We start from the raw sequence: 19,478 nt of genomic DNA, 5'->3' as shown, positions 1-19,478 counted from the left end.
TGTTTATTGTAATTGGTGAATTAACCAATAATAGAAGAAAATAAACTGAAAGTTAAAATTTTGGACAGTCCTCATAATACGCTCAATAAGCTTCTCGCAGCCTGGCGGAATGGCGCGCTGTAGCGCGCGTGGGGCCGCAGCCGCGGCCCGGTGCGGTGCCCGGGGCGGTAACGTCGCCTGACAGGATAGGGGGCATAAATAGCTGAACATGCGTATGGCACATCATCTTTGTTATGTGCAGTAAGGATGGGACAATTTTGCTCTATTTTTTGCCGAAACATATCTTAAACCTAGATATCGAATCACTCCATTATTTTAAGCATTTCACCTTTTTCAAGGTAATAGTTCAACATTTTTTCTAAAGTTGAAATTTCCTCAAAGTATGCTTCATCTGTATAGCCTTCCACATATTTATTTCCCTTTTCATTTAACCCTGTTATTATTTGTTCAACAATAGCATCTGTTGTGCCATTTCCATTGTCAATCAAAATAATATTATGTCTTATAATTATTGAGCTATTAAAACGTATAAATTGAATAGTTTTATCTTTTTCGTATTGACTTACAATCCAGGTTTCAGGCTCTATATCCCTTGGAAAGTCTGTTCTAAATACACAATTATCTTCGGCATAACCAGATTGAGAAAAAATCATTTCACACTTCCAAGGTTGAATCCACTTATATTCCATCGTTGGACAAAGTAGTGGAAACAGTTTATTTGGCGATGCGTTTAACTTTTGTATGTATTTTTTAACTGTTCTCTTGGATTTAAAAACGTTCATATTTTTTCCTCCCTATTGTTGTAAAATTGCATCAAAACATAAGATTAATTGTGAAAATCAAATATATGCATAACAATTAGAATTATAATTGATACGCATTACATCTAATGCTCATTATTATAACTTATTCATAAGTTGCTGCACATCATAAACATACTGTTCATCTAAAATTATGAAGCCCGCTTACCCTTTATCTTAAGGAAATGCGGGCTTTTTAAATGGCGCGCTATCTGTAACTGTGCAATTAGGATGTTAAATAGTTATAATAATAACTATAATATATTTACCTGGGGGTAATCCACATGAAGAGAATGCTTTATGCTAATGATGTATTAAAACATTTTACACCCTATGGTCTCCCAGGGTGTTGGAGTAAACCCACAGGTTTCCCTGTCATCAATTTCCAATTCTTCAAAGATTGGTGTGGCCCGGTAATTTCCACCGGCCTGGTTGAGCTGCTCCCCGAGGATTTCCCGGTCTACAAAATAGGAAAACTTACCCCCGGAATTTATATTCGTCAACCCCTCGGAGCTCATAAGCCAGATATTGCCCTGCGGGTCTTCGGCCAAGTCGTGAAAATCAAAAAAGTTTCCTCACACAACCGTATTACTGATAACCGTTAGGAAACCGTTCTTTGTGGCTGTATCAACTAGCTGACTGATGGATTGTATTGCAGTATCGCTAAACAAATACCATTGGTTCTCAGTAGTATCGTAAAGCAGAACCTCGGGGAACTCGGCCAAAGTTTCGGCTGGATGAGAATTAATCAAACCATAAATATCAAAACGCTGTATGCTGTTACCATTTACATCCAAAAAATCATATTGTCCAATTTTATAATAGGCTCCAGGTGTGTCGATATTAACCTGCCAGGAGTAACTGGCAGGAATTTTTGCCCTGTTGCCTTTATTTGCTAAAAATATATCATAAATGGCTTTGTTATACGCATTCCCTTTGATTTGCTGCACTACGCCGCCCATGGTCATGTGATATTCATGTTGCAATGCTTGTACTTTTACGCCATTTATCGCCAATGGCTCAGTAGCAACGTTTACGGTGAAATTTTCGTAATTAACATCATAGCCAAATGTTTCGGCAATAAAGCGCAGGGGGACCATCACGCGATTATTCTTAAGATATGGTTTTACATCAAGCAGCACCGTATTGCCGTTTTTCACCGCTATGGCGTTGTTCAATTTTAACAAAACCTGCATATCGTTTTTGGAGAGTATAACTTCGGAATTCGACCAATCGACCGTAGCTCCCAAATTTTCGCTGATAACACGCAAAGGCACCATCGTGCGATTATTCATAGTTTCGGGCGCCACATCGGATGCAATAGCAACATCGTCCACTTTGATTTGAATATTTGCTGCATAGGCAGGCAAAACTGCCAATATCAGCATCAATGCAAGGAAAACTCCTGAAAGAATTTTTTTCATTTTTGAACAACTCCTTTCTTAAAATAGTTAACGTGTCCTGGGTGCACAAGGTTATATTTCTTTTTATAAATTTTCTAGACTATATTCTACTATTTTTGTTTTTGTATAAGGTCCATCATCATAGAATCTATTAAAAATTAACTTACCATCCTTTTCTTCAATAAATTTTAAACGGTCTCCATTTCCAAATGGGCCGGCATTTTGCAAAGCTTCTTCTTGCTCCTCTTTTGACAGAACCACTTCATAAATATTTACAATTTTTTTGGTATCCAAGTAAACCATTTTGGTCAGCATTTTAAATGTATCTTTAACCAAAATATAATTATCTTCAAAACCTAAAATTGCATATGACGTTTTCCAAAAGCCATCTGGATTTGGATCCTTTTCAGCTTCAAAAAGAGATTGCAGGTCATATTCATACTGCAGCTTTTTTGTTTTGTCATCATAAACTCGGGCTATCTTTCCATCTCCAATCACAACCTTTTCTCCATCCGAACTAATGACTGCCTTTCCAGAAAATAAAGTATTTACCACACTCTGATCTATAATATTGGTTTCTGAAACATAGATAGTATAGAGATCATGGTACAAATGGGGTGCCCCGGAATTATTATCAATGACAATTACATCATTTCCGTTTTTGGTCTTGGCTACATGCATGCTGACCCAATCAACACTCATGGGAATCTTTCCTAACGCCAAATGCTTTCCTTTACCCGATTCATCCCGCTTAGTTAATTCCAATGTTTTTTGATTAAATAGATAATCAGGTGTAGAAATAATGAAATGATCTATAAATACAGTACGAGTTGAAGGGTCCCACTTTACTGCCTGATCAAAATTCTCACTAATAAATCGCAGAGGAACAAAGGTTACCTGGTTAATCATTTTAGCAGGTACATCCATCTCTACCGTTTTGTTGTTGACTATCGCTTTTTTACTGTATAAAGTTAATTCAACTTTTTTCCCATTGCTGTCAACTAAATTAACTTTTTTTGCTTCTTCATTAAATATTACGGTATATCCAAAGTATTCGGATATTTTTCTTAGTGGTATGAATACTCTTCCATGCTCTGTCCTTGGTTTTTCTTTGTTCCCGAACTCTAGATTGTTTTGGACAATTTCGCCCCACTCAAAAAATGAATTTATCTTTACTTGGATATCATTCTCTTTTGCCATAGCTGGATATGACATGATAAGAATTATCAGTATTGCAAGTACCCCGGTTGTCAATGCTTTCTTCATATTGGTTACCTCCCTCAATAAATTGAGGTTTTCTTTATTTTTTCACTTAATTACACGATTCCATCTTGAAAAAACCACGTATAATAGATCATAGGAAAACACCTCCCCCCAAAACCGGACAATCCATACTGGACAACATGATCTTTGCTATCAATTAAGACTCTAAAAAATTGAAAATGTTCCTGAAAGTTAAATAATAATCAAAGGCCTTTCAGTAAATCCTCAATCTGATACCATATCAACATTGCAGCGCTTCCGAAAACTCAAATAGCGCTATTGTAAGCTCTCAATATGACTTCATATTTCCCCTGCTTATTCGCTCAGCCAAAGTTAACATGAGAAACTTCATAATTAAGCTTGACTTTTTACGATTGCACATGTAGACTGTAGTAAAAGTTTACATATGTAATCAATAGGCAAAGGAGGAAATCGATTTGAGTATCCCCAAAATATCTGACTCAGAATGGGAAATCATGAAAGTGATATGGAAGAGAAATTCAATAACATCTGAAGAAATAATCGCCTCTCTGTCTGAAAAAAAAGACTGGTCGCCCCAAACCATAAAAACATTTATCAACCGACTGCTTAAAAAAGGCGCCATAAGACATAAAAAAAACGGCCGGAGCTATATATATTATCCAGCCATATCTGAGAAGGAATGCGTGCTGGCCGAAAGCAAAAGTTTTATTAAAAGGGTGTACGACGGCGCGACAGCAATGTTTTTTGTCAACTTTCTTGAGGAAAAGGTTTTGTCCGAGGAAGAAATTGCCAAGCTTCAAAACATATTAGAAGATAAAAAACGTAAGTAGTCTTTAGTGCTCCAGGCAAGTTCAAGAATTCGGGGGGGGGGGATATCCATTAATGGAGATGCTTAGTATTATATTTGCTCGTGTTTTGTATTCTTCATTAATTGCCGGCATCATAATTGTATTGTTATTAATCGTCAAGAAGAGTTTGCCCTATCGCCTGTCAGGCAGAGTCTATCATATATTCTGGCTTATAGTTTTAATCAGACTTGTATTGCCATTTCAAATTGAAAGCCCATTTAATATAACCGGTATTTTTCCTGAGACACCCCTAATAGCCAACTACTTCCAAGAATATATGAGTAGCCAGGCAGATGGTTATTCCGGAACAGAAACTCTAAATAGCAGTCAGTACCAAGAAGATGGAGAGTACTACGATAAAGAAAAAACTGAAGATTACCCCCTTTGGAACCTGGGCTTTCTCAGTATAGTTTGGCTAACCGGGGTTACGGTCATAGCTTTGGTTGCCGCTATTATGATCATAAGATTCAAACGCCGGAGCAGAGAATTTGAAAGAGTCTGCGACCCTCAGATTAATGAATTAATGCAACAGTGTTGTGTAAGATTAGGGATTAAAAAAGATATTCCACTATATATGGATTCATATTTTCGTAGTCCCTGTATAGCCGGTATATTTACTCCAAGTATTTATTTGCCCGGAGATATCTGCAACCCAATACATCGTCATCACTTGGAGCATGTACTGCTGCATGAACTGGCTCATTATAAGAGAAAAGATAACATCTGCAATTTATGTGCAGCAATGGCCGCCATGCTGCACTGGTTTAATCCTCTCGTATGGCTGGCAATTAGGGAGATGAGGTATGAGAGGGAAATTGCCACAGATGCTTATGTAATGGAAACACTGGGCGAGTCCGCAAAAATTCCTTACGGAAATACACTTATTAAACTGGCAGGTATATTCTCTAATCGTCATACGCCATTAAAATTGACCAGTTTTAATGAAACCAGCGAGCAGATGGAGAGGAGAATCACGATGATAAAAATGTTTAAGAAAGGCTCTTACAGGCTGTCAGTTCTTTCTATTCTTTGCTTTATCATTATCGGGGCTCTAACTTTTACTATTGCCAATGGCAATACTCCTCAAGGCGTTGGGAACAGCATGGTTAATGAGAATATAAAAGATATGGTGGTAGTCATTGATCCCGGTCATGGCGGAGGTGATTGGGGAGGTAGATATCCCTTTGACACTTCTGATCCCAAATCAACAGAGGTTAAAGAAAAAGATATTAATCTGGAAATATCGCTTCTTTTGTCCGATATGCTAAAAGAGTCAGGCATACAAGCCATAATGACCCGTCAGGATGACAGTACGGTAGAACTGGAAAAACGTATACAATTTGCGAATAGCTATAATGCGGCATTGTTAGTGAGTGTTCATAATGAAATGCATCCTGATAGTTCGGCAAATGGAACCATAACCTCATATTACCACTCTGGCGATGAATCCGGTTATGGGATTACCGGAGAAAAAGCAGCGCAAATCATCCAATCAAATCTGGTAGAGCAACTTGGCACCAAAGATCAGGGATTACGTAATGTCAAACTAAAGATACTGGAACAGGTGAACATGCCGGCAGTTTCAACTGCGGTATCCTACATCACCAATGAATCGGACCGGGAAAAGCTGATGACGGAAGAATTCAGGGTCAAGGCAGCGCAAGCGATATGCGATGGAATAATAGAAGTGCTAAATGAAATGGCCGCAACGGATGCGCGCGGGGTTTGAACATTGTCTCGGCAATGCGAAGTATTGAATAAAACGGTTTCCTTTGAAAAGCTGATCAATCTTCTATATTCAACTGCCTACAGATTAACCGGAGACCATCAAAATGCCAGCACTTTAGTGAAAAAAACGTTGTGCGATATAAACTTGGGCCACCCCCCCGGGGTGGTTGTTAAACAACTGTGCACTGTTTTTCTTGCGAATAACACAACCGGCAGGTTTCGGTCAAATCGCGCTACAACGACTAGCATTGCCGGAAATACCATCCGTAATGGCACAGGGATACAGGATGCATTGCTGCACTTAAACCCGGTAGAAAGGGTTGCCGTAATTTTGCGGGATGTATTGAGATTTTCTTACGCTGAGATTGCTGAAACCACCCTGTTAAGCGAAAAGGATGTGGCTGGCAAAATTACCTCAGCACGATGGGCACTGAGGAAAATGCTGATTTCGAAAACGATGGAAAAATAACTCAAACCCTGGGTTGAGTGATCGTGATATTATTTTTTATATCGCAGCAGTATCGTAGGGCCGTAGTTGCGCGGCCCCTGTTCCCTGGGTGGAAAACGTTGTTTGGTAGGGGAGCAGGTTGTAGCATGCTACGCAAAAGTTAAAAAGTGACAAGCTGGTTAACTGATATATGTTATCCGCCACAAATTAGCACAACTATCGCTACCCATTAGTTGTAGATGTGCTGTATGAAATACAGTGGTTACTACTTTCATATTTACTCAGATTTTGGGAGTGCGCTGTTATCGGAAGTAGCCCTCTTTTAAGACCTGCCACTAATTTCTATAACTTTACTCATAAAAAGGACTTAGTAATTATTTTAATGGAGGGTACGTATATAGAACGTCTCCCTTAAGGGATACTCCCCTAATCTCTATATTTCTAAGATTAAAGGAGATTTGTTTAAACCAAAGTCGATAGTTTTTTGTATTTATAATAGTCATATCCTTGAAGGATTGGCTATTAGGTTGAGTATTTACAATTTCTTTTAGCTGAACTTTTTCAATTTCAGAGTTTTGAATAATTCCATATGCTAAACGAAATTCTTTATCACCAGCTGTAAAAATATCCCACACTATGTCTTCATCCCTTATGCCAATACCCTGGGAGGTTGCAGATTCCCAGCCATCCTTTTGGTTCCCTTTTACTAAGACAGCACCAATGCCTTTTTGTCCATCGTCGTAAGAATAGTCATAGAAAACAATTGAGCCAACTGACATCTGCTCAGTATGTAGTATTCGATTATAATCGATTCCTTCTTTTCTTAGAAATTCATCAATAGTTTTAGGTGTACAACCAGTAATCGTAAAAACTATAGTGAGCATTATCGCTAAATATAAGTTTCTCCTAAGCAAAACTGACCCTCCTCAATCTTTCTATATTTATTGTTTTAAAGACCCATATGCAAGGCTATTTCCGATAACGTCGTTTTACCGTGTACTGATAAGGGATAACAATTAAAAATTGGTAGGATTTCCGCTGCGGGTTATAGTTATTCGTGTCCTTTTTTCCCTTATTTACTGCGTATTATTCTACTAATATTCATTATAACTTATTTTTCAGTTGTGACGCAGTTTTAACATACTGTTCATCTAAAATTATGAAGCCCGCTTACCCTTTATCTTAAGGAAATGCGGGCTTTTAAAATGGCGCACTATCTGTAACTGTGTAATTAGGATGTTAAAGAGAAAAGAAAATAATTGGAGAAATCTGTGAAACTTATAACTTCAAGAAAGGTGCTTTGGTGATCCAATTGTGTAATAAGAATAAGCATTTGCCTAGCTATCTTAGAATGTTGCCCTCATACCTATTAAATATCATTATTATCGTTGGCTTTTTCGGAAGTGATCATTTTGTATATAAAATTCTAGCAGTTACATTGCTCATATTTACCGTGGGCTTGTTTATATTTCACGTATTTCGAAAATAAATAATATTTTAATCTTCTTTATAAGGCGGTCCACCCAAACCAAGGGGAAAACCCACAGCAATAGCAGTAGCAATACCAGTTTTTAAAATATTTATTGTTGGTATTAACAAGTCTATGCTCAACAGCATCGTTAGGATAGTAAAAGCTACGGCAAATCCTGTAATTAATCTTTTTTTCTTGGTCGTGATCGGCCTTAATTTATATCCGATAAAAAATGCTATGGGAGTAATAATTAAACCAACTAAGATAGAATTTAAGTAGTTCAAATCAAACACCTCATTTTGCTAGGCACAGTGGGACAGATTTACCCCGCCCCACTATCCCAACCTCTGGCAATGGCGGTAACTGCTAAAAATTAACCCGGGCGATTCCGGTAGTCGTCAATACCCAAACTTTGTTCGGGCTTTCCACGTAGCTGTCATGACCTATCCTGCCTTCACCCTCATAATTTATAATCAGAAATTCGGCACCATCGTACCGGACAATACCCACGGGGGTTACAAACCATACATAACCTTGCTCGCGGTACATTTCCGTAAACATTTCCCCACCGGCATGTTCAAAGTCAAGCTGGTTACGGTAAATTTCAAATACCCGGTCATTCTCCACTTTAATAATCCCAAATCTCTCCTTGTCCCGCTCAAAGGTGCTGAGGGCGATGAAATGGGCTTTATCCACGGGGTCGTAATAGTGCTTGGCATATTCAAAGTTGGCCATAAAATCTGCGGCCTCATGTTTGGTTACTATGTTGTTGCTCCGGTCTAAAATTGTGCAATTCACACCATCTTTTCCCTGGTTGACCACCCATTTGTTGCCGCTGCGGTCCAGGAAAAAGGCATAGAGGGACCACCTTTCAGGCCCGTATATTTTATTGATTTCAACCTGGTTGTTGAAACTGATCAGCCCCAGGGTGTTGGAGTAAACCCACAGGTTCCCCTGCTCATCAATTTCCAGTTCATCGAAGAATGGAGCAGGCTGGTAGTTTTCACCGGCCTGGTTGAGCTGCTCCCCGAGGATTTCCCGACCGATAAAATAGGAAAACTCACCCTGGGGATTCATTTTCGTCAGTCCCTCGGGGCTCATAAACCAGATATTGCCCTGCGGGTCTTCGGCTAGGTCATAAAAATCATAAAAAGGCGTGTCCTTCATCCGGTCCCGGGAGTAGACCTGTTCCGTACCGTTAGGCGCGAGGCAATACCATTTTCCTGCCACAACGCCCCTGAACCACCTGTTACCGCGGCTGTCGGTCAAAGCCGGTTCTTTAGTAAGATATTTATCAACAGGTAACCCCCCACTGTCGTCATTGTTAAAGATGAATTTTGTCCCGTTTACTTCTTGAGAAAAACATGTTTCTGTGAAATGGCCTGTCAGATAAACCGTGTTATTTTCCACATTCTCTATTTTGTAAGCATTTATAAAAGGAAGATAAGCATAGGAAATGGACTGTTCCTCACTGTCGCCGAACCTGTATGCCTTACGGTCTGTAAAAACCAGCACGCTGTTGTCACCGGCGGTTACCAGCCCCTGGATTTCTTTTTCTTTAACGGGCTGCAAGTTAAAGTCCAACAGCACCAGCTTTCCGGTCGAAGGTGGATAGAAGTACGAGTACCATAAGCCCCGGTCTACTTTGCCGATGAAGTGACCCGTATTGGCATCAAGGAAGCGCTGGTTGTTGCCTTCAATGACCATAAGATCCGCACCGGTGGTGTCCAGGCTTAGTCTTTTTTCCAAGACAAAAATAACTTTGTCGTCTATAAAAAAAGCTTTTTCCGGATATGTGCCTTTGCCTAAATCATATTTTAGGGCTTTGCGGTTAGCTTGTTTTACTAAATAATACGGGTAAAAAGATGCGGGGGGCGAAAGTTCCTCCATTTTCTGTTGCCGATATGAGTACCAGATAGTATCACTGCCGCTGTCATAAAATATGGAGGCGTAACGTAAAAAATAGCCCTGTTCTAATGCTTTATTTTCGGTGAGAAGTTCTAATATTTTTTTGAAATTGTTATTTTCTTCCCGGTAGATTCCGTCATCGGACAGGAGCAACAGTCTACCGTCGGACTGAAATGTAAAATCCCTGATGGCGAGTCCCGGCTCAATGCGGCTTATCTCCAGAGAAGGGTCGATTTTTACAATGGTCGATTGGTCGTTTGTTTGTTCCAGTAAATAGATGGAACCGTCAAAGTATTTTTCATGGTTATTTAAAGCAGCCAGCTTGAGGAAGGGACTTGCCTCCGGGTTGGGATCCGGAATGATTTTAGCACCGTCATACCAGCAGTAACCTTTAGCTGTAACTATAAACAACCGGTCACCAAGTTCCTGCAAACCCTGGATTACGTTATCCGGTAAATTGGGGGAATTTCGGGTTGTGTAAGCGGCTTCTTGTTGTAAAGTACTCTTGTTCCTGATTATCAGGCCCGCCCCGTTGGTCCCTATTACAAGCTGGTCATTAAATTCTACAGCTGCCGTAACATCATTGGGATTGACGTAACTGGTCCACATGTAACTTTCTTTTGAAGCCTTCGGGCCATCTTCATAACCGTAACTAACCCCGACCATAAGCAAAAAACATGCTATCATCAATAAAATCAAATGCAGATAACGTTTTCTCATTTCCCCCAACCTCCTTGAATAATCGTCATGATAGTACCCTTCGTCATTATGTTATTTGTACAACATGGTCGTTTACTGTTTCCCGTCCTTTTCCGGGTAAAATTAAATTAACTCCTTTATTACTAGACGAATTTTGCCAATATTATGTTGCATCTTGTTTAGGGATAATTATAAAAATTTTTTCAATTTAATCCTACGATTTCTCCATTTCTAACGTCTATATTTATAGAAGGGAGTGAATCAGGTGGATATACCGGAGGAAATTATCAAAAGTGTATGCCATAAAATGGAGCAAGCGTGCACGTTAAACCGAATTTTAAACGAGAAGGAGAAGGAACCATGCCCAAACTGAGAGAAATGTCTAAGCAGGGTAATTCCTCCGAACAAATAGTAAATTTACTCTACAATACAGGCTACAGATTAACCGGCAGTCACAGGAAAACCCAAGAGCTATTAAAGGGCGTTTTTAACGCATTAAACGGCAATATAAATTTAAACACAGCTTTGAAAAGCCTTTGTTTAATACGGGACGGTGGGCATTGCGAAAACAACTAGTACCGCCTCCGGGGCAAAGCAGACAGCCTGAAAAATATTCTGTTGCGAAGTAAGTTGTAATTGTGAAAGGAAAAGGCCAAATGAGCCGTCCGGTAGCACCTGCTCCCAGGTTGTCTTATTAACCAACCGAACCGTTAATGGTCGAATATCTTTGAGCTTTCCAACCAGTGGTTATATATTCAGTGTGAATTCATTGTTCATAGCTATCACTTTTTGATTTTAATTTCGCTTGCATCACCAGACCCCTAAAATATTTAACAAGTTAGATTGTTATTGTCCACCATTTTTTAGTTTACGCTGTATACTAGGAACAAAACTTACACCTGGTGCGTCTAACTGGTCAAATTAAGAAGGGTGGGTGGGATTTTTGATGAGAAAACTAATCGTACTAATGGCGTTAGCTATTATTCTGATTTTTACTTGTGGTATGTCAAAACCAGAACCCCTTAAGTTAAGCATCGGTGAACAGTTGTTGACAGACTTCCCAGTCCTGTAATTGTAAATAACACCACTTTAATTCCAATTCGTACAGCTAGTTACCTGGGTTATAATGTAACATGGAACAGTGAAAATGAAACCGTTACGATCAAAAAAGCAGGCACAACCGATATTATTCAACTAACAGTAGGAAGCAAAACAGCGTATAAAAACAAATCCGCAATTGAATTGACTGTAGCACCTCAAGTTTATGCAAACTCGACTTACGTTCCTTTGCGTTTTATTAGCGAGGCTTTTGGATCTACTGTCGTATGGGATAGCAAAAACAACGGCGTAGCAGTTTTCAATCCATATCCTGAAGCGACCATCATGGCCAAAAGCAGCGATTTAGCAACTTCCCGTAGAGGAGTAGTGGGGTTGCCAAGGGTTTCCTTCCAAAAAGCATTAGAACAGCCGGAGGGCATGACATACACCTACATTTTTCCTGAAAATGAGTCGTCTAGTTTCTATTTCCTTAAAGGGGGATCGGTTTATTACTATGAAGTGAAGGGCGAATATGCTCAATTAGTTTGGGAAGCTAACACGAAAATTGATAAAGAGAACAACAATGATATAGACACTTTTTCAAAGTACATCGGTGGTGCTTTTGATCCTCAGGTAGGTGTTCAGCCTACCATTTCACAAAGACTTATATTCTTTCATGACAATATCTTCGTAAACGGAACAGGCAAGTTCGGACTAATTGATCAAAACGGTAAGGAAATCATTAGTCATGAGGTAAGGGCTCAACAATTAAGTGAGATCATTGTCCCCGTTCCTGAAGAAGAAAAATAAAAACCCCATGGTATATCTTGTAATCATTATACGATGTAAGTCAGCATAAAAAGAAGCAAAGAAACTGCCACAATTTTAGATGACTTCTCTACTGTATAAACTATTACAATGAGAACTCAAATACTATTCGATTAGTCTAAAGTAAGCGTAAAATAAGCCCCACCTCGTAAACAGGGTAGGGCACGACTTAAACTATTTATTGTTTACTCGACAAGTCGAAGGCAAAGCAACCGACCAGGGAAGTAGCTCATCTAGGGCATTTCGGTTTTCGATATCTATATTGGGAAGCCTTTCAAAAAGATATTGCAGATAGCTAAACGGATTTAAGCCATTTTCCTTAGCCGATTCAACAATGCTGTAAATCGTTGCACTGGCATTGGCGCCACGCGGGGTGTTGGCAAATAGCCAATTTTTGCGTCCGATCACAAACGGTTTAATCGAACGCTCACTTCGATTGTTATCCAGCTCCAGTCGTCCGTCTTGCAGGAAGGCTGCGAGCTTGTTCCATTGGTTGTGGCAGTAATGAATAGCTTGACCAAAAGCGCTTTTAGGCAGCACTCTAGGACTTTGGTATTTTAGCCATGCTGAAAAAGCCTCTAGCAATGGACGGCTGCGCTCTTGGCGGGCTACATGGCGTTCCTCGGGAGTGGCCTCGCGAAGCTCATGTTCTATAGCAAAAAGTCGGTTGCAGAAATTCAGCCCCTCTTTGGCGGCTACTACTGCACCGCGCTGTTCAGCTGGTAAGGCTTTTAGCGCTTCATCAAACTTACGCCGGGCATGGGCCCAGCATCCAACCAGAGTCACGTCCGGCAATCCATTGTAACCGGCATAGCCGTCTACATGCAAGTAACCCTTGAAGCCGGCTAAGAACCGGCGCGGATGCTTGCTTGCCCGGGTCGTTTGGTAGTCGTAAAGAACCATTGCCGGCCCTGCCCGCCCGGTACGGTATAGCCATATGTAAGAGGTGCTTCCTGCTGACCGGCCTTGTTCATGCAGCACCTGCAGAGTAGTCTCATCGGCATGCAGGATATCTTGTTTCAACAGATGCTCATGCATCCTATCGTAAAGTGGGCGAAGCCATCTGTTGGCACCCTGGAGCATCCAATTGGCCAAGGTCTGACGGGACAGCCCTATTCCAAGACGGGCCAATTGCTGTTCCTGACGATAAAGCGGCATACCTTCAACATACTTTTGGGTCATGATGTGGGCCATAGCGGAAGGGGAAACCAGACTCCCCGGCAGTACAGGCGCCGGCATAGGTGCAGTCACGATAGGGGTTTTGGTGTCTTTTTGTTCGCAGCGGCGGCAAGCGTAGACGTGACGTACATGTCTGACGACACTTACCTGGGCCGGAATAATCTTAAGCTCTTGCCTGACCTCGGTGCTCATTTCATGTAATGGTCCACCGCAACATGAACATACCTGCTCTTGGGCAGGTAGATAGTAGTCGATGGTTTCCACCGGCAAATCTTCCAGCAGCTGCTCACGGTGTCCCTGTTTCTTACGGCGGCGGTAGGTAATTTCCTCAACGCTAGGTTCCTCTGAAGGCGGTTTAGCTTCTATTTCGGGCTCATTAAAAAACTGCAGCTGTAATTGCTCCGGTTGGCTCTGTTCACTGGAGCGACCGAAACGACGCTGTTGGCTTAGACGAAACTGTTCTTCAAACCATCTGACTTTAGCCATTAATTCAGCATTTTTTTGCTCCAACTCAGTGCATTTATTTTGAAGTTCTTCAACTATTTTAGCTGTGCTGTTCATATGGTTAATATTCGATATATAACCATGAAAACCCTTTAAAATCAAGGATTTATCCCATGTTTTTAGTCATAAAATTGTTCTTGCCGTAACCTCGGGATGGGCTTGCTGTTGATTGAGCGATAGACCATCCAATAGCCAACGTAACTCACGGTGGCTAACAGATGTAACCGTTCCCGCACTATCTTTGGCCGGCCATTGAAACTTTCCTTTCTCCAGCCGGCGATAATGAAGCCAAAAACCATTATGCTCCCACTGGAGGATCTTGAGTTTATCGCGTTTCCGGTTACAGAACACAAAGATGCAGGTAGAGAACGGGTCCAGTGCAAATGCTTCTTTTACTAAAACCGCCAATCCGTCAATTGATTTACGCAAGTCGGTGCTGCCGCAGGCCAGGTAAACCCGTTCCAGGCCAGTGTTGGTCAGCATACTTTAAGTGTTTGCACTACTTCTTTGAGTAATGCCGGATTAAAGCCAGGTTGCACTTCTATAACCGCAGGACCTACTTTAATCAATAATCCGTTTCCGGTGGGGTCGGACTCATTTATCTCCACTGACACCCACTGCGTCTGCGTAATTGATGGATTCTCTGCGGATTTAATCTTTTTTAGCCAATACCATAGTTGATTAGGTCTTATATTATGGGCTGCGCACCAAGCTGCTCCGCTTTGCCCGCTTGCTCTAAAATCGGCTATCCGGGTTTCCCATTCTTGCCGTAATTCTGATTTGGCCATTGAATAATCCCCCCAATATGTTTGTTTGAGGAGATTATCTCATAAATAAAGTGGTAAACCCAGGTGTAATCTTTTTGACGCTTACAAAATTTAGGTAGCTTTTGGGAGGTTGTAAAAAATGTTTTATATGAATAAAAAATTTCTTTTACCTTTGGTGGCAACCCTAATTCTTTCAATAAATGGGCCGGCATTTGCCGTTTCTCCGGTGAGACTACTTATTTCCGGTCAAGAGATTAAAACGGATGTACCGCCACAGACTGTTAACGGTAGAATAATGGTTCCTGTTAGAGTTGTTTCAGAATATCTTGGGAATACAGTTAACTGGGATGTTAACAACAATACGGTTTTTATTGAACCAAACAAGAATACTAAAATCGAGGTTTATTTAACAAAAGAGGAAAAAGCGGAGAAATTGAAAGATATTTTAACCAGTTCAGCCCGAGTAATCCAGAGCACACTTGATGACAAAGACATTGGCGACGCTGAACTGGCGTTTGGAAACTGTTACGCTGATTTACACCGTGATTATACAAAATTTAATACTCTTTTTTCTAAAGAATTTTTAGATAATAAAACAATGCCAGCCATAAAAGAAATTGACCAAGCTTATATCAGCGCTTTAAAGTCTGTCGATTATCCCGGGGATCCCTATGATTTTGGTGACAAATTCGCATGGGAAACCAGGATGAAACATAACTTAAAAATCGCTTTAGAAAAATTCAATCACTATATTTCAATCGGTGGAAGGTACTATCAAATTTCCGGAGTTCCAGCATCTGACAAGCATCAAGATCCCAGTACAGCCTATATTATTTATGATTTCCCCGGCCAGATTGACGGACAGTGGGTATGGGGAGAGGGTAATAACCCGACTGCAAAGGATATGGCCAGAATCAAGATAAGACAAACCATATTTGGCTTAATTAGTCCTACCAGACCGGCTAATGGTTCGACTATAGAAGAGGGTTATATTCAAAAAGTATTAATAAAAGAGCTTGGATCAAGTAGAGAGGAAGTAGACTATTTAATCAAATTTTATCAGGATTATCAAAAAACGAATTTTAACTAGAAAGAGCAGGTATGACCTGCTCTTTCTCTCTAATTTGATACTATCTGGCGCAAGTTTTCATTGGATTGAATTCTGTGATCAGAACTATGCCGAATTCAGTATAGTTCTGACTATGTTGAAAAAGAAACTATGCCGAAAAATATTAAAAGGTGCTGTGTCACTGGGTTTTCTTTGAAAAATTCGGCATAGTTTTTTAGTAGTTTGCAGCAACCATATACCCGGTATAATTGTTTTGGACTGCCAAAATAATTATGCAAAGGGGATATGGTTAATAATGGATTATTTAAATCTCGAAGAACTTATTGAAAATTTGCTCGACAGCATGCGCAAACAGGGATACATGGAATCAACCATCAGCATGTACCGGAGTCCATTCAACAAGCTGATCAATCTATCAAAACAAATGAATACGGATAGGCTTACTCCGGAATTGTCAAGTGCATTTGTGAGCGATACTTTTAATGAAAGGACTGGTCAATACAGCTCAGAAAAAGTCCGGTTACGAACAAGATGTATAAATCTGCTGGAAGACTATCTTGCTAATGGAATGTTTGTCTTTAAAATCTACAAAAAAAGCAAGAAACAACCGTTTTGTTCATGGTATAGCGAAGAAATCTATTCTAGATTTGAACAATTTCTGAAAACAGAAAATATCAGTGATTCAACAACATATTCTGCTCTCCTTATTGCATATAGGTTTCTTCATTATCTAGAAAGCGTTGGTATCGAATCAATAGACAATGCTCCTCCCTGGGTTATTCCAGGTTTTTTCGGTGAAATGTCGAAAACATGGAGCCGCGGAGGGATGCATATCATAATTGACGGCCTGAAAAGATTCCTGAAATTTGCTGATAAAGATAGTCGCCTTTTGCCATGTGTCCCAAAGGCCAGAAGAACCAGGCCTATTATTCCGACGCTGACCGAAGATGAGGAATCGGCTTTATGGCACATGATTGATTCAGAGCTTGTTGCGCCAAGAGACAGAGCAATCATATTGCTTTCGATGCTGACAGGTTTACGGGCGTCTGACATTGTCAGTCTAGAAATCAAAGATATTGATTGGACAAACGATACCATAAGTATTGTTCAAAGAAAAACAGGAACTCTATTGATGCTCCCGCTGGTACCAGCTGTTGGTAATGCAATAATGACCTATCTGCTAAATGATCGTCCCAAATCAAACAGTCCGAAACTTTTTCTGCGTTATGATGCTCCATACAAGCCGCTTGAAGGACACTCGTCATGTTATGCCATATCCAAAAAGGTGTTTGGCTTGGCTGGCATCCGCGAAGGAAACCAACGGAAGGGATTCCATCTTTTGCGGCACCATACAGCTTCCAAAATGCTTTCAAAGGGTGTTGCAATACAAACTATTTCATCTCTCTTGGGACATACGGATCCTGATACAACAAAACTTTACCTCTCGACAGACCGAGAAAAACTGCTTGGCTGCTGCCTGCCGCTTCCAACAGAGGTTAAGGAGGCGCTGAAATGAAAAGGAGTTTGACAAGCAGCATCGGCGCTCAGATAGAACGGTTTCTGGAATTTAAACGCTCACAAGGCTTTAAATACGACACAGCAGAATATTATCTCTCCAATTTGGATGATTACTGGGCTGCAAATGGATACGATAATAAATTTTCAAAAGAACATCTAAATGGCTGGTTCATAAGAGGGGAACATGAAAATCCGGATACGCATAATTACCGCACTTCATATTTGAGGGAATTCGGCCGCTTTCTTCAATCACAGGGAAACCGTGACGCATATATTATTCCGACTGGCTTGAGCAAAAGAGGCCCCAAATACATGCCCTATCTCCTTAGTGAAAATAAAATTGAAAAATTCTTTGAGACATGTGACAGGATAACACCACAAAAAGATAATCCCGACAAACCTTTGGTGTTATCTGCATATTTTCGCTTTTTATATTGCTGTGGCGTCAGAACGGGTGAAGCAAGACTGCTTAAGACAGATAATGTAAATCTCGCTCAAGGCTATGCGGACATCATTAATACCAAAGGAGGCAAATCTCGCAGGCTGTTTCTCAGCAATGAGCTGATAAAATTATTTGACGAATTTGACAGCAAAATCAGCATTTATTACCCCAGTAGAACTTATTTCTTTCCCTGTAATGATAATGAACCCTACAGCAGTCAAGCAATTTCACGTGCTTTCAACAAAATATGGAGTGATGCCGGGCTTCCGAGAGGATGCAAACCTAAACCAAGAGCATATGATTTCAGGCATCATTTTGCTTTTGCAAATATCAACAGATGGGTCAAAAAAGGAATCAATGTTAATGGGATGCTTCCATACTTAATGAATTACATGGGACATTCGAGCATTGAGAGTACTTTCTACTACATACACCTTATTCCCGAGTTTTTCGGAGTCTATTCCGAAAAGACAAGAGCTCTGGAAAGCATGATTCCAGAGGTAGAATAATGGCGGGAACAAAAAGAAACAACGGCAATTTTTGGCCATTAGCACATAAATTCCTCGGTAGCTATCTTCCAAATGTACGCAATCTAAGTCAGAATACGATTGACGCCTACAAACAGTCATTAAAGGATTTCATTGACTATCTCGAAAAGCAAAAAGGCATTAAACGAAAAAACATTCCCATTGAAGCCTTTAATAGAAATACGGTTCAGGAGTATATGGCATATTTAAATACCCAAAGAAAGCTCGCACCAAAAACCTGCGGTCTGCGTCTTACGGCTATTAAATCATTTCTTAAATATTGTTCTGACGAGGACCTTCTATTTGAAGCACGTTTTCATGAGGTCTACAGCATAAACGGAATGAAATCAGTGAAGAAACCGGTCAAGTACCTTCCTGAAAACGCGATGAGCACACTATTAAAAATGCCGAAGAACGGCACGGATAAAGAACGCCGCAATCGGATGCTACTCATATTTTTGTATGATACGGCGGTCAGAGTTCAGGAACTGACGAACATGGAGTTAAGGGATTTGCACCTTAACAGAACAAGTCCGTTTATTACCGTCAGAAATGGCAAAGGTAATAAGCTTCGCAACATCCCACTAATGGCTAAAACAGTCAATCACCTTAAACATTACATTGCAGAGTTTCATCCCGGCAGAACGCCGGATTCAAACAGACCGTTGTTTTATTCAACAAGAGATAACTTGCCTCATAAATTGACGACAGATGCTATCAGAATCATCCTGAGCAAATATGTAGATATGGCAAGAGAGCTTTGCCCGGATATTCCTGAAAAAGTCGGCTGCCATACAATCAGAAAAACCAGAGCCATGGATTTATACCGAAACGGAATTCCACTTCCGTTCATAATGGAACTGCTTGGCCACGAAAGTGAAGCAACAACAAAAACGTTTTATGCTTTCGCTACTGTCGATATGCTTCATGACGCTATTGCTAAATCAAATCCGGAAATCGCCAACGATAAGCCACAATGGAAAAAACAAGAAATATTATCGCGACTCTACAGCTTTGATTAAAAAGCTATCCTAAAAACTATGCCGAATTTTTCGA

At 40.4% G+C, this 19,478-nt stretch carries 20 protein-coding genes; 10 read left to right on the top strand and 10 right to left on the bottom strand.

Annotation, left to right across the window (positions count from 1 at the left end; genetic code table 11):
• Positions 1–71 precede the first annotated feature (71 nt).
• Positions 72–281 carry a hypothetical protein gene (locus DESGI_RS24700; protein ID WP_157872796.1) on the bottom strand — a complete coding sequence of 70 codons (210 nt, stop codon included), beginning with the start codon at positions 279–281 and terminating at the stop codon, positions 72–74.
• Between the two features lie 21 nt (positions 282–302).
• A complete protein-coding gene (locus DESGI_RS15130) occupies positions 303–782 on the bottom strand; it encodes a hypothetical protein (RefSeq protein WP_006524068.1) in 480 nt (159 codons plus the stop codon).
• A gap of 302 nt (positions 783–1,084) precedes the next feature.
• On the opposite strand from DESGI_RS15130, the gene DESGI_RS24695 reads away from it, so the two are divergent.
• Positions 1,085–1,405, top strand: coding sequence for a hypothetical protein (locus tag DESGI_RS24695; RefSeq protein ID WP_006524067.1), 321 nt, complete (start codon positions 1,085–1,087; stop codon positions 1,403–1,405).
• Here the strand turns inward: DESGI_RS24695 and DESGI_RS15120 are convergent.
• Positions 1,376–2,224, bottom strand: a complete 849-nt coding sequence (locus tag DESGI_RS15120) for a copper amine oxidase N-terminal domain-containing protein (protein ID WP_006524066.1) — start codon at positions 2,222–2,224, stop codon at positions 1,376–1,378. The genes DESGI_RS24695 and DESGI_RS15120 overlap by 30 nt on opposite strands.
• A 63-nt stretch (positions 2,225–2,287) precedes the next feature.
• Complete coding sequence (locus tag DESGI_RS15115; protein WP_006524065.1) at positions 2,288–3,469, bottom strand: copper amine oxidase N-terminal domain-containing protein; 1,182 nt, start codon at positions 3,467–3,469, stop codon at positions 2,288–2,290.
• Positions 3,470–3,903: 434 nt separating this feature from the next.
• Here DESGI_RS15115 and DESGI_RS15110 point away from each other — a divergent pair, with 434 nt between their 5' ends.
• Genes DESGI_RS15110 through DESGI_RS15100 form a run of 3 tightly spaced genes read left to right on the top strand, consistent with a single transcriptional unit; the run spans position 3,904 to position 6,493 of the window.
• The gene (locus tag DESGI_RS15110) at positions 3,904–4,278 is read left to right on the top strand and encodes a BlaI/MecI/CopY family transcriptional regulator (protein ID WP_006524064.1); all 375 of its coding nucleotides are present in this window, start codon (positions 3,904–3,906) and stop codon (positions 4,276–4,278) included.
• Between the two features lie 52 nt (positions 4,279–4,330).
• Positions 4,331–6,025, top strand: coding sequence for an N-acetylmuramoyl-L-alanine amidase (locus tag DESGI_RS15105; protein ID WP_006524063.1), 1,695 nt, complete (start codon positions 4,331–4,333; stop codon positions 6,023–6,025).
• A 3-nt stretch (positions 6,026–6,028) separates the two neighbouring features.
• Positions 6,029–6,493 carry a sigma factor-like helix-turn-helix DNA-binding protein gene (locus DESGI_RS15100; protein ID WP_006524062.1) on the top strand — a complete coding sequence of 155 codons (465 nt, stop codon included), beginning with the start codon at positions 6,029–6,031 and terminating at the stop codon, positions 6,491–6,493.
• Between the two features lie 353 nt (positions 6,494–6,846).
• Here DESGI_RS15100 and DESGI_RS15095 read toward each other — a convergent pair whose 3' ends face one another.
• The 3 genes from DESGI_RS15095 to DESGI_RS15085 all read right to left on the bottom strand — a co-directional run bounded on the left by DESGI_RS15095 (position 6,847) and on the right by DESGI_RS15085 (position 10,571).
• Entirely contained in the window at positions 6,847–7,386 is a 540-nt protein-coding gene (locus tag DESGI_RS15095) for a hypothetical protein (RefSeq protein ID WP_006524061.1), read from the bottom strand.
• Positions 7,387–7,969: 583 nt separating this feature from the next.
• A complete protein-coding gene (locus DESGI_RS15090) occupies positions 7,970–8,236 on the bottom strand; it encodes a hypothetical protein (RefSeq protein ID WP_435050870.1) in 267 nt (88 codons plus the stop codon).
• A 73-nt stretch (positions 8,237–8,309) separates the two neighbouring features.
• Positions 8,310–10,571 carry a ligand-binding sensor domain-containing protein gene (locus tag DESGI_RS15085; protein WP_006524058.1) on the bottom strand — a complete coding sequence of 754 codons (2,262 nt, stop codon included), beginning with the start codon at positions 10,569–10,571 and terminating at the stop codon, positions 8,310–8,312.
• Positions 10,572–10,910: 339 nt separating this feature from the next.
• On the opposite strand from DESGI_RS15085, the gene DESGI_RS15080 reads away from it, so the two are divergent.
• Positions 10,911–11,126 carry a hypothetical protein gene (locus DESGI_RS15080; protein ID WP_006524057.1) on the top strand — a complete coding sequence of 72 codons (216 nt, stop codon included), beginning with the start codon at positions 10,911–10,913 and terminating at the stop codon, positions 11,124–11,126.
• Positions 11,127–11,621: 495 nt separating this feature from the next.
• Positions 11,622–12,398, top strand: a complete 777-nt coding sequence (locus DESGI_RS15075; protein WP_083939883.1) for a copper amine oxidase N-terminal domain-containing protein — start codon at positions 11,622–11,624, stop codon at positions 12,396–12,398.
• A gap of 192 nt (positions 12,399–12,590) precedes the next feature.
• Here DESGI_RS15075 and tnpC read toward each other — a convergent pair whose 3' ends face one another.
• The 3 genes from tnpC to tnpA form a co-directional block, all read right to left on the bottom strand.
• Positions 12,591–14,156 (bottom strand): IS66 family transposase, encoded by a 1,566-nt coding sequence (gene tnpC / locus DESGI_RS15070; protein WP_041285577.1) that lies wholly within the window; start codon positions 14,154–14,156, stop codon positions 12,591–12,593.
• Between the two features lie 66 nt (positions 14,157–14,222).
• Positions 14,223–14,582: an IS66 family insertion sequence element accessory protein TnpB gene (gene tnpB / locus DESGI_RS15065; protein WP_006520599.1), complete on the bottom strand. Its 360-nt coding sequence runs from the start codon at positions 14,580–14,582 to the stop codon at positions 14,223–14,225.
• Complete coding sequence (tnpA, locus tag DESGI_RS15060; RefSeq protein ID WP_006520600.1) at positions 14,576–14,887, bottom strand: IS66 family insertion sequence element accessory protein TnpA; 312 nt, start codon at positions 14,885–14,887, stop codon at positions 14,576–14,578. Before tnpA ends, tnpB begins: the two co-directional genes overlap by 7 nt.
• A gap of 118 nt (positions 14,888–15,005) precedes the next feature.
• Here tnpA and DESGI_RS23210 point away from each other — a divergent pair, with 118 nt between their 5' ends.
• From DESGI_RS23210 to DESGI_RS15040, 4 genes are all read left to right on the top strand, one after another.
• Positions 15,006–15,956: a copper amine oxidase N-terminal domain-containing protein gene (locus DESGI_RS23210; RefSeq protein ID WP_006520601.1), complete on the top strand. Its 951-nt coding sequence runs from the start codon at positions 15,006–15,008 to the stop codon at positions 15,954–15,956.
• Between the two features lie 274 nt (positions 15,957–16,230).
• Positions 16,231–17,451, top strand: coding sequence for a site-specific integrase (locus tag DESGI_RS15050; protein WP_006520602.1), 1,221 nt, complete (start codon positions 16,231–16,233; stop codon positions 17,449–17,451).
• On the top strand, positions 17,448–18,404 hold the full coding sequence (locus tag DESGI_RS15045; RefSeq protein WP_006520603.1) for a tyrosine-type recombinase/integrase: 957 nt from the start codon (positions 17,448–17,450) through the stop codon (positions 18,402–18,404). Before DESGI_RS15050 ends, DESGI_RS15045 begins: the two co-directional genes overlap by 4 nt.
• Positions 18,404–19,444, top strand: coding sequence for a tyrosine-type recombinase/integrase (locus DESGI_RS15040; RefSeq protein ID WP_006520604.1), 1,041 nt, complete (start codon positions 18,404–18,406; stop codon positions 19,442–19,444). Before DESGI_RS15045 ends, DESGI_RS15040 begins: the two co-directional genes overlap by 1 nt.
• The last annotated feature ends 34 nt before the right edge of the window (positions 19,445–19,478 follow it).

Source organism: Desulfoscipio gibsoniae DSM 7213 (assembly GCF_000233715.2).
Classification (GTDB): Bacteria; Bacillota; Desulfotomaculia; order Desulfotomaculales; family Desulfallaceae; genus Sporotomaculum; species Sporotomaculum gibsoniae.
The sequence above is the reverse complement of the archived record's forward strand: the minus strand, read 5'-3'. Positions and strand labels throughout refer to the sequence as shown.

What these genes read in the sequence shown, in the direction of transcription:
- DESGI_RS23210 (WP_006520601.1), top strand. Translation starts at nt 15,006, where the DNA reads ATGTTTTATATGAATAAAAAATTTCTTTTACCTTTGGTGGCAACCCTA.
- DESGI_RS15045 (WP_006520603.1), top strand. Translation starts at nt 17,448, where the DNA reads ATGAAAAGGAGTTTGACAAGCAGCATCGGCGCTCAGATAGAACGGTTT.
- DESGI_RS24695 (WP_006524067.1), top strand. Translation starts at nt 1,085, where the DNA reads ATGAAGAGAATGCTTTATGCTAATGATGTATTAAAACATTTTACACCC.
- DESGI_RS24700 (WP_157872796.1), bottom strand. Translation starts at nt 281, where the DNA reads ATGTTTCGGCAAAAAATAGAGCAAAATTGTCCCATCCTTACTGCACAT.
- DESGI_RS15120 (WP_006524066.1), bottom strand. Translation starts at nt 2,224, where the DNA reads ATGAAAAAAATTCTTTCAGGAGTTTTCCTTGCATTGATGCTGATATTG.
- tnpA (WP_006520600.1), bottom strand. Translation starts at nt 14,887, where the DNA reads ATGGCCAAATCAGAATTACGGCAAGAATGGGAAACCCGGATAGCCGAT.
- tnpB (WP_006520599.1), bottom strand. Translation starts at nt 14,582, where the DNA reads ATGCTGACCAACACTGGCCTGGAACGGGTTTACCTGGCCTGCGGCAGC.
- tnpC (WP_041285577.1), bottom strand. Translation starts at nt 14,156, where the DNA reads ATGAACAGCACAGCTAAAATAGTTGAAGAACTTCAAAATAAATGCACT.
- DESGI_RS15050 (WP_006520602.1), top strand. Translation starts at nt 16,231, where the DNA reads ATGGATTATTTAAATCTCGAAGAACTTATTGAAAATTTGCTCGACAGC.
- DESGI_RS15085 (WP_006524058.1), bottom strand. Translation starts at nt 10,571, where the DNA reads ATGAGAAAACGTTATCTGCATTTGATTTTATTGATGATAGCATGTTTT.
- DESGI_RS15130 (WP_006524068.1), bottom strand. Translation starts at nt 782, where the DNA reads ATGAACGTTTTTAAATCCAAGAGAACAGTTAAAAAATACATACAAAAG.
- DESGI_RS15105 (WP_006524063.1), top strand. Translation starts at nt 4,331, where the DNA reads ATGGAGATGCTTAGTATTATATTTGCTCGTGTTTTGTATTCTTCATTA.
- DESGI_RS15080 (WP_006524057.1), top strand. Translation starts at nt 10,911, where the DNA reads ATGCCCAAACTGAGAGAAATGTCTAAGCAGGGTAATTCCTCCGAACAA.
- DESGI_RS15115 (WP_006524065.1), bottom strand. Translation starts at nt 3,469, where the DNA reads ATGAAGAAAGCATTGACAACCGGGGTACTTGCAATACTGATAATTCTT.
- DESGI_RS15040 (WP_006520604.1), top strand. Translation starts at nt 18,404, where the DNA reads ATGGCGGGAACAAAAAGAAACAACGGCAATTTTTGGCCATTAGCACAT.